Annotated in this window: 14 protein-coding genes; 8 read left to right on the top strand and 6 right to left on the bottom strand. The window is 54.0% G+C overall.

Features of this window, described 5'->3' with window-relative positions; all coding sequences use genetic code 11:
* Together AC5JPW_RS23105 and AC5JPW_RS23100 are read left to right on the top strand one after the other, a co-directional pair.
* Complete coding sequence (locus AC5JPW_RS23105) at window positions 1-1,269, top strand: oligosaccharide MFS transporter (RefSeq protein ID WP_494243407.1); 1,269 nt, start codon at window positions 1-3, stop codon at window positions 1,267-1,269.
* 33 nt (window positions 1,270-1,302) lie between these two features.
* Entirely contained in the window at window positions 1,303-2,493 is a 1,191-nt protein-coding gene (locus AC5JPW_RS23100) for a glycoside hydrolase family 88 protein (protein ID WP_494243406.1), read from the top strand.
* A 45-nt stretch (window positions 2,494-2,538) separates the two neighbouring features.
* On the opposite strand, the gene AC5JPW_RS23095 is transcribed toward AC5JPW_RS23100, so the two are convergent.
* From AC5JPW_RS23095 to qseB, 4 genes are all read right to left on the bottom strand, one after another.
* The gene (locus AC5JPW_RS23095; RefSeq protein WP_494243405.1) at window positions 2,539-2,853 is read right to left on the bottom strand and encodes a putative quinol monooxygenase; all 315 of its coding nucleotides are present in this window, start codon (window positions 2,851-2,853) and stop codon (window positions 2,539-2,541) included.
* Between the two features lie 30 nt (window positions 2,854-2,883).
* Entirely contained in the window at window positions 2,884-3,465 is a 582-nt protein-coding gene (locus AC5JPW_RS23090; RefSeq protein ID WP_494243404.1) for an NAD(P)H-dependent oxidoreductase, read from the bottom strand.
* A 105-nt stretch (window positions 3,466-3,570) separates the two neighbouring features.
* Window positions 3,571-4,923 (bottom strand): quorum sensing histidine kinase QseC, encoded by a 1,353-nt coding sequence (gene qseC / locus AC5JPW_RS23085; protein ID WP_494243403.1) that lies wholly within the window; start codon window positions 4,921-4,923, stop codon window positions 3,571-3,573.
* Window positions 4,920-5,579, bottom strand: coding sequence for a quorum sensing response regulator transcription factor QseB (gene qseB, locus AC5JPW_RS23080; protein ID WP_494243402.1), 660 nt, complete (start codon window positions 5,577-5,579; stop codon window positions 4,920-4,922). The genes qseC and qseB overlap by 4 nt, the downstream gene beginning before the upstream one ends.
* A gap of 149 nt (window positions 5,580-5,728) precedes the next feature.
* On the opposite strand from qseB, the gene AC5JPW_RS23075 reads away from it, so the two are divergent.
* From AC5JPW_RS23075 to AC5JPW_RS23055, 5 genes are all read left to right on the top strand, one after another.
* Window positions 5,729-6,103, top strand: coding sequence for a YgiW/YdeI family stress tolerance OB fold protein (locus AC5JPW_RS23075; protein ID WP_494243401.1), 375 nt, complete (start codon window positions 5,729-5,731; stop codon window positions 6,101-6,103).
* A 119-nt stretch (window positions 6,104-6,222) separates the two neighbouring features.
* Window positions 6,223-8,481 (top strand): DNA topoisomerase IV subunit A, encoded by a 2,259-nt coding sequence (parC, locus tag AC5JPW_RS23070; RefSeq protein WP_494243400.1) that lies wholly within the window; start codon window positions 6,223-6,225, stop codon window positions 8,479-8,481.
* 179 nt (window positions 8,482-8,660) lie between these two features.
* Entirely contained in the window at window positions 8,661-9,398 is a 738-nt protein-coding gene (locus AC5JPW_RS23065; protein ID WP_494243399.1) for a 1-acylglycerol-3-phosphate O-acyltransferase, read from the top strand.
* Window positions 9,399-9,465: 67 nt separating this feature from the next.
* The gene (ftsP, locus tag AC5JPW_RS23060; protein ID WP_494243398.1) at window positions 9,466-10,878 is read left to right on the top strand and encodes a cell division protein FtsP; all 1,413 of its coding nucleotides are present in this window, start codon (window positions 9,466-9,468) and stop codon (window positions 10,876-10,878) included.
* A 131-nt stretch (window positions 10,879-11,009) separates the two neighbouring features.
* Window positions 11,010-13,253, top strand: a complete 2,244-nt coding sequence (locus tag AC5JPW_RS23055; RefSeq protein ID WP_494243397.1) for a YgiQ family radical SAM protein — start codon at window positions 11,010-11,012, stop codon at window positions 13,251-13,253.
* A 93-nt stretch (window positions 13,254-13,346) separates the two neighbouring features.
* On the opposite strand, the gene AC5JPW_RS23050 is transcribed toward AC5JPW_RS23055, so the two are convergent.
* Window positions 13,347-13,874 carry a DUF3828 domain-containing protein gene (locus AC5JPW_RS23050; RefSeq protein ID WP_494243396.1) on the bottom strand — a complete coding sequence of 176 codons (528 nt, stop codon included), beginning with the start codon at window positions 13,872-13,874 and terminating at the stop codon, window positions 13,347-13,349.
* 245 nt (window positions 13,875-14,119) lie between these two features.
* Between AC5JPW_RS23050 and AC5JPW_RS23045 the strand changes: the two genes are divergently transcribed.
* A complete protein-coding gene (locus tag AC5JPW_RS23045; protein WP_494243395.1) occupies window positions 14,120-14,458 on the top strand; it encodes a hypothetical protein in 339 nt (112 codons plus the stop codon).
* Window positions 14,459-14,477: 19 nt separating this feature from the next.
* On the opposite strand, the gene AC5JPW_RS23040 is transcribed toward AC5JPW_RS23045, so the two are convergent.
* Entirely contained in the window at window positions 14,478-15,932 is a 1,455-nt protein-coding gene (locus tag AC5JPW_RS23040) for a DASS family sodium-coupled anion symporter (protein ID WP_494243394.1), read from the bottom strand.
* Window positions 15,933-16,023: the final 91 nt, after the last annotated feature.

Raw genomic sequence — 16,023 nt, 5'->3', positions numbered from 1 at the left:
ATGGAAAAATCAGCCATCAATACCCGGACTGAATATTACAAAATCAGTTCGTTTATCTTTCTTTACTTTTTTACCTGGTCAGCCAGTATTGGTTTATTGGCTATTTGGCTTGGCCAGAAAGCGAATCTGAGTGGCACTGTTATCGGTACGGTGTTTGCCGTTAACGGTATTTTCTCGGTTATTCTGAAGCCGATTTATGGTTATATTCTCGATAAAATCGGGATGAGCAAATATCTGCTCTATTTTGTAGTGTTAATGTCTGCATTAATGGCACCGTTTTTTATCTATGTCTATCAGCCGTTGTTGCTGTCTAACACTATGCTGGGGATTATTGTCGGCGCAATTTATTTAAGCTTTGCCTGGTATGCCGGAGTAGCCGCTTGCGAATCTTACAGCGATCGCTACAGCCGCTTAAACAGCATGGAGTTTGGGCAGATTCGCATGTGGGGATCGCTGGGTTGGGCGGTGGCTTCGTCCTTCTCCGGACTGCTGTTTAACATCTCTCCGGCGTGGAACTTTATTATGGGTAGCGTGGCGTCGGTGGTGATGTTTATCGTGCTGCTGAGCCTGAAAGTGAACGTCAATGCCGCCAACGCCAGCGATGTGCTGACCAAAGAGAAGATTGTGCCTGCGGATGTGTATGCGCTGCTGCGTAACCGCAAATTCTGGGCCTTCTGCCTGTACGTAGCGGGTGTGGCGTGGATGATGTTTATCGCTGAGCAGCAGTTCTCTCGTTACTTCGTAACCTTCTTTAGCGATGTCCATCAGGGCAATGCCGTCTTTGGTTATCTCGGCACCGTACAGTCGGGAATGGAATTTATCATGTACATGGTTATTCCGTTGGTGGTGAATTACATCGGTGCAAAACGTGGGCTATTAATTGTGGGTGTGGTCGTCGGTGCGCGGCTGATTATCTCCGGGCTTTGTGATTCCCACTTATTAATTTCTGTCCTGAAACCGTTATACGGACTGGAAATCTGCCTGCTGCTGGTCTCTGTATTTAAATATATTGCTGAGCATTTTGATAAGCGCGTGAATGCAACCATGTATTTATTAGGATATCAAGCCATGCTGTATGTCGGTAATGTGGTGGTCTCTTCTCCGGCCGGATTGTTATATGACCGCATTGGTTTTGAAAACACCTACATCATTATGGGCGCGACAGCATTGACCTTTACCGCAATATCCGCATGGACGCTCTCCGCATGCCAGAGTAAATGGCGGCAGCGTGCGCCAGTAGATATCGCAAGCAACTCTCTTTCGCGTTAACACCGGGTATTTTTTAAAAGAAGGAACCGAACCATGTTAAGTAAAATCGTTGAGGAACCGTTACGTGAATGTCCGGGCGCACCGTTCAATCGGCAGGCATTTTCTGATGAACTGAACAGCGCACGTCAGCACACCCTCGAACTGATTCGTCGTCATTTAACACAATTCGGTGAGAAGTTTCCCGCTGAAACCTGTGTAAACGGCTACTACCCGCTCACCGAAAATGTGGAATGGACAACTAGTTTCTGGACCGGGCAACTCTGGCTGGCGTGGGAAATGACGGGCGATGAGACCTTCCGGACGCTGGCGGAAAAGAATGTGCGCTCTTTTGGTCTGCGTATTGCCGGGCGCAGTGATACCAATACCCACGATCTGGGCTTTCTCTATACGCTCTCCTGCGTGTCGGCATGGCGACTGACCGGCAGTCGTGACGCGCGCGGTTTTGCCCTCCAGGCAGCAGAGGCGTTGCTGGAACGTTTTCACTCTAAAGCGCACATCATTCAGGCGTGGGGTGATTTAAGCGACCCGGAACAGGCCGGGCGCATGATCATCGACTGCAATATGAACCTGCCACTACTTTACTGGGCGAGCGAGCAGACCGGTGACCCGCGCTTTGCGACGGCGGCCCAGGCGCATGTGAACCAGGCGGCTAAGTACCTGATTCGTGAGGATGCCTCTACTTTCCACACCTACTATATGGATGTGAAAACGGGCGAACCGCGTTATGGCAACACGCAGCAGGGTTATGCCGATGACTCCTGCTGGTCGCGCGGTCAGGCATGGGGGATTTATGGTTTCCTGCTGAGCTTCATTTATACCGGCGATAAAGAGATGGTCGCGCTCTCTAAGCGACTGGCGAATTACTTCCTGAACCGTCTGCCGGAAGATGCCGTTTGTCACTGGGATCTGGCGCTGGTCGGCACTGACGCACTGCGGGACTCTTCCTCGGCGGCGATTGCCGTCTGCGGGCTGCTTGAACTTATCAAACACTTACCGGTTACTGACCCGGAGCGTGAGCGTTATCAGCAGTGGGCGATGCGCATCATGTCTTCACTGGGTAAACACTATCTGGCGGGGAGTAATGAGCCAACCAGTGGGCTGCTCAAACACTCGGTATACCATCTCGCCAGCGATAAAGGAGTGGATGAGTGCTGTAGCTGGGGAGATTACTTTTACGTTGAGGCGTTGATGCGGTTTAGTCAGAGCTGGAAGCTGTACTGGTAGATTGTTGTCACCCTCTCCCTCCGGGAGAGGGCTGAACGCAGAGGCTTAAACCCCCTGCTCCAGAATGCGAATATGGGTTTCAAGCACGTCGCCTTTCACCGCTTCACTCCAGGCTTTCATGTGCGCGGTCGCAAGGTGCGCTTCCAGATGAGCGACGGTTTCCCACTGTTCAACCATCACGATGGAATCCGGTGCAGCCGTCTGGAAACTGACGCCTGCAGCATGGTCGACCCACGGCGCGTAGCCATGGCAGCCTTCTTCCTGCAACACAGTCGGGATAATTTTCGCAAATTGATCAAGAACCGCCTGACGATGGTGCTGTCCTGGGCGGGTACGAATTTCTGCAATCACTGTCAACATGGTTAACTCCTTCTAAGTCCAGTCTCTCAGTTAACCAAAAATCTGCCCAAGATGCTTGCGATATTCCTCGATGTAACGTGGTACGTCCGGCATTTTAATCACGTCATTGACGATAAAGGTCGGCAGCGATTCCATCCCGAGGAACTGGTTGGCTTTATGGAAAGGCAGGTACACACCGTCGACGCCCACGCCGTGGAAGAACTGGTCTTCATCATTAAATGCATCGAGAGGCGCGTTCCAGGTCAGGGAGAGCATATATTTTTTACCCTGAATCAGACCGCCGGAACCGTATTTTTTAGAGGCATCAGAGCGACTGCGGCCGTCGCTGGCGTACAGCGCGCCATGACCTTCAGTAAAGATGTCGTCCATGTATTTTTTCACGGTCCACGGCGCACCCATCCACCAGCCCGGCATCTGCCAGATAACCACGTCGGCCCAGAGGAAGTTCTGCACTTCTTCCTGGATGCTGTAGTCGCCGTCGGTACGCACGGCTTTAACCTGATGTCCGGCATCACGCAGGAAGCTTTCGGCAACGGAGGTCAGGGTGTCATTCAGTTGACCGTTAGAGTGGGCGAATTTCTTTGCGCCATTGATAATTAGAATATTGCTCATGGGGATAGTGTCCTTAGCGAAACGTCATTGGCGGCAATTCTATCCCGATAAGACCTTTAACGAACCAGGCAAAACGTGCAAAGACTTTTGCGTTTTAAGCAATAATCAGCGCAGACGGATCTCGGCGATAAAGCCCCCGGAGGCCCCATTTTTGAATATCGCCGTCATGTGATGCATGCGGGCGATACGCTGAACGATCGATAACCCTAGTCCGCTGCCCGTTTCATTCTGACCCGGTGGTCGATAAAAACGCTCGCCGATCCGGGTAAGCGCCTCCTCACTGACGCCTGGCCCGTTGTCACTCACGCTAAAGGCATAGTCGTTCAGTGTGACGGTCACAATGCTGCCCGCCGGGCTGTAGCGCACGGCGTTATCCAGCAGATTGCGCACCAGCAGGCTGAGCAGTAACGGCTGCCCGGTATGGGTCACGTTGGGGGAGGTTATCTCCAGACGCACATCGACGCCTGCCTGTCGGGCAGTGTGGTAAATGTCCATCACCGCCGATTGCAGTAATGCTTCGAGTGCAACAGGTTGCACATCTTCCAGGCTCTCCAGGGAGTCCAGCCGGGAGAGGGTAAGCAGTTGATCGACCAGACGGGAAGCACGGTCAATACCTGTATGTAACTGATTCAACGCTTTTTCGCGGGCGTCCGGGTCGTCTTGCGAAAGTTGTGCCACTTCCGTTTGTACTTTCAACGCGGTTAACGGACTGCGAAGCTCATGGGCGGCGTCTGAGGTAAAGCGTCGCTCGCGCTGCATCATATGTTGTGTGCGGGCAAACAACTGATTGAGGGCGTCCACCAGTGGGCGAACTTCGCCAGGCACACCGGTGTTATCAAGCGGTGAGGCATTGTCTGGCGCACGCACCCGTAAAGACTGCGCCAGACGGCGAAGAGGGGCAAGCTCCCGACTCAGTAATAAGACCAACAGGACGAGCATCAGTGGCAGGGCCACCAGCCAGGGCGTGAGCTGAGAAGTAATGATGTCGACCGCCATCTCTTTGCGATAATCCCACTCCTGACCGACGGCAATCCGGTGCTGCCCGTCTGTGGAAGTGAGCCACAGGAAGCGCCATTCGTCGTCGTCATCTTTCAGGCGACCATTTTCAAAGCCGTCCCGACGATATTTCCACGGGATCTCCTCGCCATTTTCGCCATCGTGGAGCACCCGTTTACCATCAAGGGTGAAAATAGCAAAGGCCAGCGCGTCATCATCCAGGTGACCCTTTTTCACTTTTTTAGCAGGCGCAGCGGTGCGCGGAACGCTACTGAGTTCATCAAGGCTCATGGTACTGAGGCGTTTGGCGAACAGCATCTGTTGGGTGTCGAAGAGTTCGTCCAGCTTGTCGCGGGTTTGTTGCCAGGCGACCAGACTCGCAGAGAGCCAGGCCACCGTCGCCAGCACCAGGAACAGCAGCGTCAGGCGAAGGCGCAGACTGGAGATTTTAGGCCATTTCATGCGTCACCCAGGGTGTAGCCGATACCGTGAACGGTACGAATAAAGTCGCTGCCGAGCTTACGGCGCAAGTGGTGGACATGCACCTCGACGGCATTACTGGAGACATCGTCATCCCAGTTATAGATTTTCTCTTCGATCAGTTTACGGGGCAGTACGCGACCCGTGTTGCGCAGTAGCAGTTCCAGCAGGGCAAACTCTTTGGGTTTGAGTGTTAAAGGCTCGCCAGCCAGGGTGGCGACAAGGTTAATGGGATCCAGCGTCACGTTACCGTGGCGAAGTTCGCTGCGTGACTGTCCGTGGCTGCGGCGTACCAGCGCCTCAAGCCTGGCGGCCACTTCAATCAGGGCAAAGGGCTTGCATAAATAGTCGTCTGCCCCCAGGCGTAATCCTTCCACACGTTGGTCGAGTGCATCGCGGGCGGTGAGGATCAGTACCGGCTCACTGCGGCCTTTATCACGCCATTCACGCAGGATTTCGAGCCCGTCCAGACCCGGCAACGTTAAATCGAGCACCACGGCATCGTAAGGGGCGCTGTAGAGCGCCTGCTTGCCTGACTGTCCGTCGGTGAACCAGTCCGTGCTGAATCCCAGTTTGCTCAATCCGGCCTTGATGCCGTCGCCAATGAGTTTGTCATCTTCTATCAGTAACACGCGCATGTGACATCCCTTTTTGCCTCGCCTGTCAGCAAGTAAACATGCAGTTTCAGGGGGCTGTACAGAAAAAAGATTTCTTTTTTTGCCTTAAGAAATTGTTAAGAACTGGCGGGTTTAATGGTGGTGAACCGACTGATAAAGGGAGAGAAAAGATGAAAAAAATTGCAGCGATGACCGCGATTGTGATGTTGTGTTCCGCCCCCGTTTTTGCGGCAAATTCAAACCAGGCCGTGAATCAGGGCGGTGGATTCACCGGCCCTGGTGGCGGTACCGCGACGGTAGAAAGTGCCAAATCCATGCGAGATGATGCCTGGGTGACCCTGAGGGGGAATATCGTCGAGCGCCTCTCGGACGATGTCTATACCTTCAAAGATGCCTCGGGCACCATCAACGTTGATATCGACCATAAACGCTGGAATGGCGTGACCGTGGGGCCGCAGGATCTGGTCGAAATTCAGGGCGAAGTGGATAAAGACTGGAACTCGGTCGAAATTGACGTTAAGCAGGTGAGTAAGGTCAGTCAGTAGGCGTTTCACTCGCCCTTAAAAAATCGCGCATAGTTATGACTCCTCGCCGCAGATAGGTTAGTATCTGCGGCAATATTGCCGCCGAAAAGGCGGGCGCACACGTTGAGGAATCACGATTAATGAGCGATATGGCAGAGCGCCTTGCGCTGCATGAATTCACGGAAAACGCTTATCTGAACTATTCCATGTACGTCATCATGGACAGGGCGTTGCCGTTCATCGGTGATGGCCTGAAACCGGTTCAGCGTCGCATCGTGTACGCGATGTCCGAGCTGGGGCTTAGCGCCAGTGCCAAATTCAAAAAATCCGCCCGTACCGTGGGTGACGTGCTGGGTAAATACCACCCGCACGGCGACAGCGCCTGCTATGAAGCCATGGTGCTAATGGCGCAGCCATTCTCTTACCGCTACCCGCTGGTGGACGGGCAGGGGAACTGGGGTGCGCCGGACGATCCTAAGTCGTTTGCGGCAATGCGTTATACCGAATCCCGTCTGTCCAAATATGCCGACGTCCTGCTGGGCGAACTGGGTCAGGGGACCGTGGACTGGGTGCCAAACTTTGATGGCACTATGCAGGAGCCGAAAATGCTGCCTGCGCGTCTGCCGAATATCCTGCTGAACGGCACCACCGGTATCGCGGTCGGGATGGCAACAGACATTCCGCCACATAACCTGCGTGAAGTGGCGAAAGCGGCCATTACGCTTATCGAGCAGCCGAAAACCACCCTCGACCAGTTGCTGGATATTGTCCAGGGGCCGGACTACCCGACCGAAGCGGAAATCATCACCCCGCGCGCGGAAATTCGTAAGATTTATGAGAACGGTCGCGGTTCCGTGCGCATGCGTGCGGTGTGGAAGAAAGAAGATGGCGCGGTGGTGATTACCGCCCTGCCGCATCAGGTTTCCGGTGCCAAAGTGCTGGAGCAGATCGCCGCTCAGATGCGCAACAAAAAGCTGCCGATGGTCGACGACCTGCGCGACGAATCAGATCACGAGAACCCGACCCGTCTGGTTATCGTGCCGCGCTCCAACCGGGTGGATATGGAACCGGTGATGAATCACCTGTTTGCCACCACCGATCTGGAAAAGAGCTACCGCGTTAATCTCAATATGATCGGTCTTGATGGTCGTCCGTCAGTGAAAAACCTGCTGGAGATCCTCACCGAGTGGCTGGCGTTCCGCCGCGACACCGTGCGTCGTCGTCTGGGCTATCGTCTGGAGAAAGTCCTTAAGCGCCTGCATATCCTTGAAGGTTTGCTGGTGGCGTTTCTCAATATTGACGAAGTCATCCATATCATTCGTACCGAAGATGAACCAAAGCCGGTATTGATGTCGCGTTTTGGCATCAGCGAAACCCAGGCCGAAGCGATCCTCGAACTGAAATTACGCCACCTTGCCAAACTCGAAGAGATGAAAATTCGCGGCGAGCAGGATGAGCTGGCAAAAGAGCGTGACCACTTGCAGGGCATTCTCGCCTCCGAACGCAAAATGAGTAACCTGCTGAAGAAAGAGCTGCAGGCCGATTCTGATGCGTTCGGTGACGATCGCCGCTCGCCGCTGCGTGAGCGCGAAGAAGCGAAAGCGATGAACGAACACGACATGCTGCCCTCAGAGCCTGTCACCATCGTGTTGTCGCAAATGGGCTGGGTGCGTAGCGCCAAAGGCCACGATATCGATGCCCAGGGACTCAGCTTTAAATCTGGGGATAGCTGGAAAGCCTCGGCGAAAGGGAAGAGCAACCAGCCGGTCGTGTTTATCGACACCACCGGGCGTAGCTATGCCATTGACCCGATTACGCTGCCGTCTGCCCGTGGGCAGGGTGAGCCGTTGACCGGTAAACTAACGCTGCCGCCGGGTGCGACCATTGAACATATGGTGATGACCAACGACGACCAGAAATTGTTGATGGCCAGCGATGCCGGTTATGGTTTCGTCTGTACCTTCAACGATCTGGTGGCGCGTAACCGTGCGGGTAAAACGCTGATCAGTCTGCCGGATAATTCGCGGGTGATGCCGCCGCTGGAGATTGAAAACGACGCCGATATGCTGTTGGCAATTACTCAGGCCGGGCGCATGTTGATGTTCCCGGTCAGCGACCTGCCACAGCTTTCCAAAGGCAAAGGTAACAAAATCATTGGTATTCCATCCGCTGAAGCGGCGAAAGGGGAAGATGGTCTGGCCCATCTCTACCTGTTACCGCCTCAAAGCACGCTGACCATTCATGTCGGCAAGCGCAAAATCAAACTGCGTCCTGAAGAACTGCAAAAAGTGCAGGGCGAGCGTGGGCGTCGCGGTACCTTAATGCGTGGATTACAACGCATTGATCGTATTGAAATTGACGCACCGGCCCGCGCTGACGCCGGTAATAGCGAAGAGTAATTCGTGCATCTCTTGCCCCCCGGATTCTGATGGGGGGCATGACTAATATTTCCCGTAAAAGCGTTGTTTATTCGAGAATTGCGATTAACAATATGTTTTTTACGGATCCGCATCTGACCTGGCCTCGTGTGTTGATGGCTAACGTTTCATGCACATAAGGATGGGTTTTCGAGGTAGCTATGCTATTTATTATTCGCGCAATCATCGTTGTCATTTATTCCATTCTGGTCTGTGTATTTGGCTGCCTGTACTGCTTGTTGAGTCCGCGTAATCCGAAGCATGTTGCTACCTTTGGGCATATGTTTGGTCGTCTGGCCCCGGTGTTTGGGCTTAAAGTCGAAAAACGTTTCCCGACCAATTTTTCCCGACATAACAAGGCGATTTACATCGCTAACCACCAGAACAACTACGATATGGTGACAGCTTCTAATATCGTGCAGCCACCGACGGTCACCGTAGGTAAGAAAAGCCTGCTCTGGGTTCCGTTTTTTGGTCTGCTGTACTGGCTGACGGGTAACCTGCTCATTGATCGCAATAACCGGGCAAAAGCGCACGGCACAATTGCCCAGGTGGTGAAGCATATTCAGACGCGCAATATTTCAGTCTGGATGTTCCCGGAAGGCACCCGCAGCCGCGGTCGCGGCCTGCTGCCGTTTAAAACCGGTGCATTCCATGCCGCCATTGCTGCGGGTGTGCCGATTATTCCGGTCTGCGTGTCCACCACCTCAAACAAAATTAACCTGAACCGCATCAAAAACGGGCTGGTGATTGTGGAAATGCTGCCGCCAATTGATACCAGTAGCTATGGTAAAGATCAGATTCGTGACCTGGCTGCGCACTGCCACGACGTGATGGCGAAGAAGATCGACGAATTAGATAAAGAAGTGGCAGAACGTGAAGCCACGGGCCGGGTTTAATTTCCCATATTGATGATGTCGGGAAATGAATTCCCGTCTGGTTTATTCAGTTTTACACGGAGCAACTATGTCACTCAGTCGGCGTCAATTTATCCAGGCCTCTGGCGCAGCACTTTGCGCCAGTGCGATGCCGATGAGGGCAAACGCTGCCGGGCAGCAACCCCCACTGCCCATCCCTCCGTTGCTGGAATCCCGCCGCGGTCAGCCGTTATTCCTTACGTTGCAACGTACCCACTGGTCTTTTTCTACTGGTACGCGTGCGCAGGTCTGGGGTATTAACGGGCGCTATCTTGGCCCCACAATACGCGTGTGGAGTGGGGATGACGTTAAACTGATTTACAGCAACCGCCTGGCGGACAACGTCGCCATGACCATAAGCGGTTTGCAGGTGCCGAGTCCGTTGATTGGCGGGGCTGCAAGGATGATGACGCCCAATAATGACTGGGCACCCGTACTGCCTATTCGCCAGAGTGCGGCGACATTGTGGTACCACGCCAATACGCCAAACCGTACCGCTCAGCAGGTTTATAATGGCCTGGCAGGCATGTGGCTGGTGGAAGATGAGGTCAGCAAATCGCTGCCGATCCCGAACCATTACGGTGTGGATGACTTCCCGGTCATTATTCAGGACAAACGTCTGGATAACTTTGGTACGCCGGAGTACAGCGAGCCGGGCAGCGGTGGTTTTGTTGGCGATACTCTGATGGTCAATGGTGCGCAAAGCCCGTTTGTTGAAGTGTCACGCGGCTGGGTGCGTTTGCGTTTACTCAACGCGTCAAATTCGCGCCGTTATCAGTTACAGATGAGCGACGGGCGCGCGCTGCATGTGATTTCCGGCGATCAGGGCTTTTTACCTGTACCGGTTTCCGTTAAACAGCTTGCGCTGGCACCGGGCGAACGGCGGGAAATTCTGGTTGATATGACCAATGGTGACGAAGTTTCGTTGACTTGCGGTGAAGCGGCGGGAATTGTCGATCGTCTGCGTGGCTTCTTCGAGCCGTCGAGCATTCTTATTTCCACTCTGGTGCTGACAATGCGCCCCACCGGGCTGCTACCGCTGGTAACCGACACGCTGCCGATGCGTCTGTTACCGGCCGATATCATGACCGGTACGCCGACCCGCAGCCGCGATATTACCCTTGGTAGTGACCCCGGAATTAACGGTCAGTTGTGGGATCCTCAGCGTCTCGATATTACTGCCCAGCAAGGCACATGGGAGCGCTGGACGGTTCGCGCAGATATGCCGCAGTCGTTCCATATGGAAGGGGTGATGTTCCAGGTACGTAACGTGAATGGCGCGATGCCTTTCCCGGAAGATCGTGGCTGGAAAGACACGGTCTGGGTAGATGGACAGGTCGAACTGCTGGTCTATTTTGGTCAGCCTTCATGGCCTCACTTCCCGTTCCAGTACGGTAGCCAGACGCTGGAGATGGCCGACAGAGGCACGATAGGCCAGTTACTGGTGAACCCGGCACCGTAACGATTCTCACTCCATCCTCTCCCCGTCCCGGGAGGGGAAAAACCCCACACATATTCCTTCAATTCACTTATTGATCCGGCGTATAATCCCCGCCCTTTGATTATTTTTTTGCCACTTTTTTTGGAAGCATGATGAGCGCAATATCCCTGATCCAGCCGGATCGTGACCTGTTTTCCTGGCCCCAGTACTGGGCGGTCTGCTTTGGTCCGGCTCCGTTTTTACCCATGTCCCGTAGTGAAATGGACCAACTTGGCTGGGATAGCTGCGACATCATTCTGGTTACCGGCGATGCCTATGTTGATCACCCGAGCTTCGGGATGGCGATTTGTGGCCGCATGCTGGAGGCCCAGGGCTTTCGCGTAGGTATCATTGCCCAGCCTGACTGGAACAGCAAAGACGACTTTATGCGTCTGGGTAAACCGAACCTGTTCTTTGGCGTGACCGCAGGCAACATGGACTCGATGATCAACCGTTACACGGCAGATCGTAAACTGCGTCATGACGATGCCTATACCCCGGATAACGTTGCGGGAAAACGCCCGGACAGAGCTACCCTGGCCTATACCCAACGCTGTAAAGAAGCCTGGAAAGATGTGCCGGTCATTCTCGGTGGCATTGAAGCCAGCCTGCGCCGTACCGCGCATTACGACTACTGGTCTGATACCGTGCGCCGCTCAGTGCTGGTGGATTCCAAAGCCGACATGTTGATGTTCGGTAACGGTGAACGCCCTTTGGTGGAAGTCGCCCATCGCCTGTCGCAAGGTGAACCTATTTCGCAGATTCGCGACGTGCGTAACACCGCGATCATGGTGAAAGAAGCGCTACCGGGCTGGAGTGGTGTTGATTCCCGTATCATTGATATGCCGGGTAAAATTGATCCTATTCCGCATCCCTACGGTGAAGATTTACCCTGTGCTGACAACAAGCCTGTCGAGCCAAAGCAAGCCGAAGCAAAAGCTGTTGTTGTTCAGCCTCCGCGTCCAAAACCGTGGGAAAAAACCTATGTGTTGCTGCCTTCTTTCGAGAAGGTCAAGGCCGACAAAGTGTTGTACGCTCATGCTTCACGTATTCTGCACCATGAAACGAACCCGGGCTGCGCCCGTGCGCTGATGCAAAAACACGGCGACCGTTTTATCTGGGTTAACCCGCCGGCTATCCCGCTCTCGACCGAAGAAATGGACAGTGTTTTTGCCCTGCCGTACAAGCGTGTGCCGCATCCGGCTTACGGTAACAGTCGTATTCCTGCCTATGAGATGATCCGCTTTTCGATCAACATTATGCGTGGCTGCTTTGGTGGCTGTTCTTTCTGCTCGATCACTGAACACGAAGGGCGCATTATTCAGAGCCGTTCTGAAGACTCGATCATTAACGAGATCGAAGCCATTCGCGACACAGTACCGGGCTTTACCGGCATTATCTCCGATTTAGGCGGCCCAACGGCCAACATGTATATGCTGCGCTGCAAGTCACCGCGTGCCGAACAGACCTGTCGCCGCCTGTCGTGTGTTTACCCGGATATCTGCCAGCACATGGATACCAACCATGAGCCGACGATCAATCTCTACCGCCGTGCCCGCGATCTGAAAGGCATCAAGAAGATCCTGATCGCCTCCGGTGTGCGTTACGACATCGCGGTTGAGGATCCACGTTATATCAAAGAGCTGGCCAGCCACCACGTGGGCGGCTATCTGAAGATTGCCCCGGAACACACGGAAGAAGGGCCGCTGTCGAAAATGATGAAGCCGGGCATGGGCAGCTATGACCGCTTTAAAGAGCTTTTTGATACTTACTCGAAGCAGGCGGGTAAAGAGCAGTACCTGATCCCATACTTTATCTCTGCGCACCCCGGTACGCGTGACGAAGACATGGTCAACCTGGCGCTATGGCTGAAGAAGCACCGCTTCCGTCTCGACCAGGTACAGAACTTCTATCCGTCGCCACTCGCTAACTCGACGACCATGTATTACACCGGGAAAAACCCGCTCGGCAAAATTGGCTATAAGAGTGAGGATGTGGTGATTCCTAAAGGCGACAAACAGCGTCGTCTGCATAAGGCGCTGCTGCGTTACCACGATCCGGCTAACTGGCCGCTGATTCGTCAGGCGCTGGAAGAGATGGGCAAAAAGCATCTGATCGGTTCACGTCGTGATTGCCTGGTGCCGTCACCGACGCTCGACGAGATGCGTGAAGCACGCCGTCAGAATCGTAACACTCGCCCGGCGTTGACCAAGCACACGCCGATTGTGCATCAGCGCTCGAATGGCTCTGCGAAAACGGGACTGGCGAAGAGCGGTACCGCAAAAAGTAGTGCTGTGAAGAGCGGTGCGGCCAGAAATGACAGTGCGAAAAAAGCGGTGAAGCGTAAGGCCGGTTAACTGCGGTCTGATGCCCTCACCTTAACCCTCTCACACTGGGAGAGGGTTAGGCCCGGCGCTGGCATTGGGATGAGGTACTGGCATCCCTCCCTCTCACTTAGGGAGAGGGCTGGGGCTAACGGCATCTTTCTTCTCTGCTTTGTCGCTCTGTGCTTCCTCTTCCCGTTCGCGGTTGTAGGCTTTCATCCCTTCATAAAGGCTGCTCGTTTCGTTGACGATGTCGTCAATCATCCAGCGGCCATTTTCATCGACCAGAACCAGCATCTGCGTCACGGTTTCTGGCCCATCACTAAATGGGCGAAAACGAACGACCGCATCCACATGCTGGGCATCGTGTGTGACGATATCTACCTGCTCCAGCACCAGGTTATCGTAATCCTGGCAGTTGCAGACCGGATCATAATTCAGATAGCCAACGTCACCCTCTGCGGTCAATTTTTGATCTTCAGCCACCTCTTTCATCAGTCGTGTGGAGACAACCTGATCCGCACCGGAGGCATCAAACACGACACCCGGTGCATTATTCGCATAGTGCTGATAGAGCAGTTCCACGCTACGCTGTGGAGACTGCCCCAGCGCTGAAAAACTGCACGCAATAAGCATGACTAAACATTTTTGCATAGAGGCTTCTTTTTCTGGGGTACTGTGCTCAGAGTAGCATTGCCTTTGAGCGGGCGTAAGCCTTTGCAAGCGAAGAGATGTTCATCTGTATTCAAGGAGTGAGAGATGGCAAAACGATTCTGGCCTGGCATCATACTGCTGGCATTACTGCAAAGTGGCTGTGTTGCTTACACTCAGTCGCGGCCCGTTGTGGAGGGGCGGCTCTTGGACAGTGGCGGCAATGCCGTGCCAGGGGCGGCAATGCCGTGCCAGGGGCGAATATCATATTAAAAAGCAATGGCCCGGATGCCAGAACCGTCACCGACAGTTATGGCTTTTTTGCTTTCACGGGCGATCATGAATGGTCGTTTTTTTTACCGATTGGCCCCATTGATAAGGTGAATATTTCCCGACTGCTGATCGGTGCCAGGGGGCAACAGTACGATAATTTGCTCTCATACAGGCTAAGTGGCCCTTACGGTTCCGGGCCATCGGAAACAGGCGTCATATGCACGCTTCCGCAGGTGCAATTGTTGCCGGAAAAAGAGGGCATGCCAGTGGAAATCTGTCAGCAGGTGCCGCGGCAAACCGTTGCCCGGCGCTGACGCCGGGCATACATGCGAATCAATACAGCCCTAATATTTTCCACCAGACAAGGCCGATGGTCATAAACACGGCCTGGTTGAAGAGACTGATTAAGAAACCGGTTCGCCACCAGGTTCCAGTTGGCACGTAGCCTGCACCAAACAGAATGGGGCCACGTGCGTGCGTGTACTGCGTCAGCGAGCAGTAGAGGCTGCTGGTAAAAGCCAGCATCAGTGCCATCGGTGCCGCGGGAATATTCAAATGGATACCAACGCCGAGGAAAACGGCATACAGCGCGGCGATTTGTGCATTCCCGCTGGCGAAAAAGTAGTGGGTATAGAAGTAGGCGGCATTCAGTAGTAACAGCACAATCACCCAACTGGTATCGCCCATTGCATGACCGATAGTTTCGCCAATCACCCCGCCAAACCAGGTGGTGAAGCCGAGTTTTTTCAACTGATTCGCCATCATTAGCAGCGCCGCAAACCAAATCAGCGTATCCCATGCTCCTTTCTCGCTTTTCACGTCTTCCCAGCTCAAAACCCCGGAGAGGAGCAGTATCGAGAGGCCGACGAAGGATGCGGTTGTCGGATCCACGCCCAGCGTATCCCCGAAAATCCACAGTATCAGCAGGATCAAGACAGTGCCGAGCATCAACCACTCGCCCCGGCTCATTTTCCCCATCAATGCCAGCTCGCGCTGCGCCAGCACTGGGGCATCCGGGGTATGCTTGATTTCCGGGCGTGTTATCCAGTAGACCAGTACTGGCACGAGCAGTAATGAGACCACGCAAGGGGCCAGTGCGGCGATGAACCAGCTTCCCCAGGTCAGGGTGATACCTGCGTTTGCGGCCAGTTTCACCGCCAGCAGATTGCCGGTATACCCGGTCATAAACAGTGCGGCAGTGACATCATTGACGTTGCCAATACAGGTGATCAGAAACGTGCCTATTTTACTGCGCGATTCATCTTCAGGGTGGGAGTTAAAGCTGCGAGCCAGCGAGTCGGCAATCGGATAAATCACCCCGCCGCAGCGTGCGGTATTGCTTGGCATTGCCGGGGAGAGGATCAGATCGGCAAAGGCCAGCCCGTACGCCAGCCCCAGTGTGCGCTTGCCGAGCAGACGGATCATTTGTAGCGCGATGCGGCGGCCCAGCCCGGTTTTGATAAAACCACGGGCAATCATAAAGGCGACGACGATAAGCCAGATAAGCGAACTGTTTAGTTCGCTCAGTGCAGTGAGGATAGCCCCATTGGCGGTTTTATCTCCGGCGGCGTAAGTGAGGGCGAAGAGAGTTATTCCGATGATGCCAACAGCACCAATCGGCAGCACTTTAGTGACAATAGAGGCAATGGTCGCGACAAAGACAATAGCAGAATGCCATGCCTCTGCGCTGAGCCCTTCCGGTGGCGCAACCTGCCAAAGGCCGGTTGCGGTAGCAACAATAATGATTAATGGGAGCCACCGGACTCCCGAAGAGGTTTTTTCGACCATAACGTCATCCCTATACATCGTGTGTATGAAATCGCGCAAACAATAATCAATATGAGGGGTTATGTGGTTGCACATAAATCATTCTGCGCGA

This window comes from Phytobacter sp., from assembly GCF_059074235.1.
This window is presented reverse-complemented; position numbering and strand designations above follow the sequence as displayed.

Coding starts and splice junctions, on each gene's coding strand:
- AC5JPW_RS23055 (WP_494243397.1), top strand. CDS start 11,010: ATGAGCGCAATATCCCTGATCCAGCCGGATCGTGACCTGTTTTCCTGG.
- AC5JPW_RS23100 (WP_494243406.1), top strand. CDS start 1,303: ATGTTAAGTAAAATCGTTGAGGAACCGTTACGTGAATGTCCGGGCGCA.
- AC5JPW_RS23075 (WP_494243401.1), top strand. CDS start 5,729: ATGAAAAAAATTGCAGCGATGACCGCGATTGTGATGTTGTGTTCCGCC.
- qseB (WP_494243402.1), bottom strand. CDS start 5,579: ATGCGCGTGTTACTGATAGAAGATGACAAACTCATTGGCGACGGCATC.
- AC5JPW_RS23065 (WP_494243399.1), top strand. CDS start 8,661: ATGCTATTTATTATTCGCGCAATCATCGTTGTCATTTATTCCATTCTG.
- AC5JPW_RS23095 (WP_494243405.1), bottom strand. CDS start 2,853: ATGTTGACAGTGATTGCAGAAATTCGTACCCGCCCAGGACAGCACCAT.
- AC5JPW_RS23040 (WP_494243394.1), bottom strand. CDS start 15,932: ATGGTCGAAAAAACCTCTTCGGGAGTCCGGTGGCTCCCATTAATCATT.
- AC5JPW_RS23105 (WP_494243407.1), top strand. CDS start 1: ATGGAAAAATCAGCCATCAATACCCGGACTGAATATTACAAAATCAGT.
- qseC (WP_494243403.1), bottom strand. CDS start 4,923: ATGAAATGGCCTAAAATCTCCAGTCTGCGCCTTCGCCTGACGCTGCTG.
- AC5JPW_RS23050 (WP_494243396.1), bottom strand. CDS start 13,874: ATGCAAAAATGTTTAGTCATGCTTATTGCGTGCAGTTTTTCAGCGCTG.
- ftsP (WP_494243398.1), top strand. CDS start 9,466: ATGTCACTCAGTCGGCGTCAATTTATCCAGGCCTCTGGCGCAGCACTT.
- parC (WP_494243400.1), top strand. CDS start 6,223: ATGAGCGATATGGCAGAGCGCCTTGCGCTGCATGAATTCACGGAAAAC.
- AC5JPW_RS23090 (WP_494243404.1), bottom strand. CDS start 3,465: ATGAGCAATATTCTAATTATCAATGGCGCAAAGAAATTCGCCCACTCT.